This is a genomic window from Bullifex sp. (genome assembly GCF_034103065.1).
Lineage (GTDB): Bacteria > Spirochaetota > Spirochaetia > Sphaerochaetales > Sphaerochaetaceae > Bullifex.
This window is the reverse complement of the sequence record NZ_JAXEGN010000262.1, coordinates 1-3721: the sequence shown is the minus strand read 5'-3', so window position 1 is coordinate 3721 and position 3721 is coordinate 1. Positions and strand designations below refer to the sequence as shown.

The 3721-nt window shown below is 35.6% G+C and carries 4 protein-coding genes; 3 read left to right on the top strand and 1 reads right to left on the bottom strand.

Annotated elements, in window-relative coordinates:
- Window positions 1–220 (bottom strand): peroxiredoxin (locus tag SOY52_RS09905; protein WP_320848795.1); only part of this gene is annotated, 220 nt, incomplete at its 3' end.
- Between the two features lie 74 nt (window positions 221–294).
- On the opposite strand from SOY52_RS09905, the gene SOY52_RS09900 reads away from it, so the two are divergent.
- The 3 genes from SOY52_RS09900 (at window position 295) to SOY52_RS09890 (ending at window position 3673) form a co-directional block, all read left to right on the top strand.
- Window positions 295–849: a hypothetical protein gene (locus SOY52_RS09900; RefSeq protein WP_320848794.1), complete on the top strand. Its 555-nt coding sequence runs from the start codon at window positions 295–297 to the stop codon at window positions 847–849.
- Between the two features lie 87 nt (window positions 850–936).
- Window positions 937–2400 (top strand): pyridoxal-phosphate dependent enzyme, encoded by a 1464-nt coding sequence (locus SOY52_RS09895; RefSeq protein WP_320848793.1) that lies wholly within the window; start codon window positions 937–939, stop codon window positions 2398–2400.
- 52 nt (window positions 2401–2452) lie between these two features.
- Window positions 2453–3673, top strand: a complete 1221-nt coding sequence (locus SOY52_RS09890) for a threonine synthase (RefSeq protein ID WP_320848792.1) — start codon at window positions 2453–2455, stop codon at window positions 3671–3673.
- Window positions 3674–3721 lie beyond the last annotated feature (48 nt).

Below are 3721 nucleotides of genomic sequence, written 5' to 3'. Positions count from 1 at the left end.
CTATATTATCCTTACTTATCCCTACTACTTCAATTCCTTTATCTAAAAAAGAAGGAAGGTTACTTGAATATGAACAAGCTTGCTTTGTGCATCCTGGTGTATTATCCTTTGGATAAAAATATAAAATAAACTTTTTACCTTTATACTCACTTAATGTGTGTACTACACCATTTTGGTCTTGTGCTTCAAAATCTGGAGCCTTTGTTCCTACTTCTAACATAAATTACACCTCTTACATTTAGTATAAAACTTTTTATCCTTAAAAAAAATAATAAACGATACTATAATTATCTTATGATTGAAAAAAGAGAATATATTGTTACCCCACTAGAGAAAATAAAGCTTTCCCCTGATGACTTACTTTCTCACAAATTCGATGAAGAAATAAAAGTAAGAATGCTAAAAGTTAATCAAATTGAGGGGCCAATATGTGAACATTTATTATTTAAAAGAGTATTAAATAGCTTCTCTCTTGAAAAGCTTGGTTCACGATTAGAACCATTATTTATTTCTCTTATTTCAACTCTCTCACTTCCTAATTACTTAGAAGATAATGAAAAAATTTATTATCCAAGCAATGTAATACTTTCTTCCTTTTTTCGTCCTTCAAGTGAAAGAGAACGCTATTCATACCAAATTCCACACTCAGAGGCAGCTGCAGTAATTGTATATATTTTAGAGAATTCAAATAAAAGTTTTTACAAAGGAAAACTATTAGATAGCTTTGCTTTTGAACTTAATTATCAAAGGAAAGGAGCTCAAGTTGTAAAGCTGTTTGAATCGGGTTTAGATTACGCAATTGCTAATAACATGATAAAAGAAAGTGGAAACCACAAAATTTTACTTTAATATTTATTAAAAACTCAATTTTTTTCTTTACAATTGATATTTTTCCGTTGTATCCTTCAGATATATTAATTCTATGGAGGATATAACGTGTTAATTAATCTCGAAAAGAAACCTGATATCATTAAGAAAAATGTTGCTCGCTGTAAGGAAAGAGGAATAACATTACCAACTTTTGAAGAGATGAAGCATCCTGAAAAAATTAGTGATGATATTAAAGCTAAACTTAAGGAAAGAGGTCTTTGGGACGTCGATCCTGTTAACCTCTATAGGATCACATGGCACAATGAACCTGTTGAGAAAGGTGGTGGATTTAAAGATGTAAACTTTATTGAAATTCCACGTGAGATTACAGGTACTAAGGCTAGAATTCTAGCTCTTGTTGGAAAGTGGTTCCCTTGTGGTGTTCACAAAGTAGGTGCTACATATTCATGCTTAGCTCCAGCTCTTGTAACTGGTAACTTCGATGCAGCTGAACAGCAAGCTGTATGGCCAAGTACAGGTAACTACTGCCGTGGTGGTGCTTATAACTCAGCTCTTCTTGGTTGTAAGAGTATTGCAATCCTCCCAGAGAATATGTCTCAGGAAAGATTTAACTGGCTTAAAACTGTTGCAGGTGAAATTATTGCAACTCCTGGTTGTGAATCAAACGTAAAGGAAATCTTCGATAAGTGTCATGAACTTGATGAAGAAAGAGGAAAACATATCGTAATTTTCAACCAGTTCGAGCAGTTTGAAAACTACCTTTGGCACTATGAAATTACTGGTAGTGCAATTATTGAAGTACTTGAGAAGCTTGGTATTAAGCCAGAAAATGTTAGAGGTTATGCTTCTTCAACAGGTAGTGGTGGAACATTAGCTGCTGGTGACCACCTTAAGGATGTATATCCAAATATTAAAATTGGTGCTGGTGAAGCACTTCAGTGCCCTACTCTTCTTAGAAACGGATTTGGTGGACACAGAATTGAAGGTATCGGTGACAAGCACGTTCCTTGGATTCACAATGTTAAGAATACTGATATGGTTCTTTCAATTGATGACCAAGACTGTATGGATATTTACCGTCTCTTCAATGAACCAGATGGAAAAGAATACCTCAAGAGTATTGGTGTTAAACAAAGTGATATTGATAATCTTGCTCTCTTTGGTATCTCTGGTATTGGTAACATGCTCTCAGCTATCAAGATGGCTAAGTACTACGAAATGGATGAAGATGATGTTGTATTCACAATTCTTACAGACTCATCAGTTATGTATACAAGCCGCTTAGCAGAGTTGACAGAGCAGCAGGGTCCATTTAGCTTAATGGAAGCAGCAAGAGTTCACTCAGGTGCTCTAATGCATCAGGGTATTGATAACGCTCTTGAGCTTGGATACTACGATAGACTTAGAATCCACAATCTTAAGTACTATACTTGGGTTGAACAGCAGGGTAAGACCTACGAAGAACTCAACAGACAATGGTACGATAGAAATTACTGGAAGGATATTCCAAAGCTTGTTCCACAAATTGATGCTCTCATTAAAGAGTTCAACGAAGAAATTAAGAAATAATAGTAAAGCCGAGGGGAGGCAAACTTTCCTCGGTAATTTTTTAGGAGAAGTTATGAAGTTCAAATACGTTTGCCTTGATTGCGGCAGTGAGTTTGTCTCTGACGAGATAATGTATCTTTGCCCTAATTGCGGTGGTAGTGAAAAGGAAGGAGAATTTAGAAAGGGCGTACTATCTGTAATCTATGATGAAGAAGAATTAAAGAGTCTTAAAGAAAAAGATCATGTTACAATGTACGATTTCTTCCCTTATGAGATAAAAAATAAGGAGGCTTATCCAGTTGGATCAACTCCAGTTGTAAGACCTATTAAGCTCTCAAAGAGATATAATATTAATAATCTTACACTTAAGCTTGATAGCCAACTACCATCAGGTTCATTTAAGGATAGAGCAAGTCAGCTTATTGTAGCTCAGGCTCAAGCTCATAATGTAACTAAAATTGCATTAGCTAGTACTGGTAATGCCGGAGCAGCTATGAGCTGTGCAGGTGCTGCATATGGCCTTGATATAGTATTATTTGTTCCAGCTACTGCACCAATTAATAAGCTTATGCAGAGTGTTCTATATGGAGCTCATGTAGTACCTGTTAAAGGAACATATGATGATGCATTTAAACTATCAATTGAGTACACTAAACTCTTTGGTGGAATAAATAGAAATACAGCTTACAACCCAATGACCATTGAAGGAAAGAAGAGTATTTCAATTGAACTCTTTGAGGATTTGGGTAGAAGAGCACCAGATGTAATCTATGTTCCAACAGGAGATGGTTGTATCTTTGGTGGTGTTTGGAAAGGTTTCTATGATCTTCTAAGTGCAGGTTTAATTGACAAAATGCCTCATCTTGTCTGTGCTCAAGCAGAAAAGTCTAATGCTATTTCACAGGCCTTTAGAACTGGAGAAATGAAGGAGACAAAAGCAACAACTAGAGCAGATAGTATCAGTGTTAATAACCCTGCTAATGGTAGAATGGCTGTTTATGGAATTAAGCATTCAGATGGTTGGTCTGTTGAAGTTAGCGAAGAAGAAATTCTTTCAGCTCAAATGGAATTAACAAAGGATGCAGGTGTATTCGTTGAACCAGCTGCGGCTTGCGCATTTGCGGCATTTAAAAAGGATAGTGATAATGTAAGAGCTAAATTTGGAGAGGATGCACTTGTTACTGTATTACTCACCGGAACCGGCTTTAAGGACATGGCTGTCTTTGATAATAGAGTAACATTACCTCAAGCTATCGAAAATAGTGTTGAGGAAGTTAAAAAACTTAATTTCTGATGTAACCTATAATAAAGCAGGCTGTTTAAATTATTGAGATTTGAAATG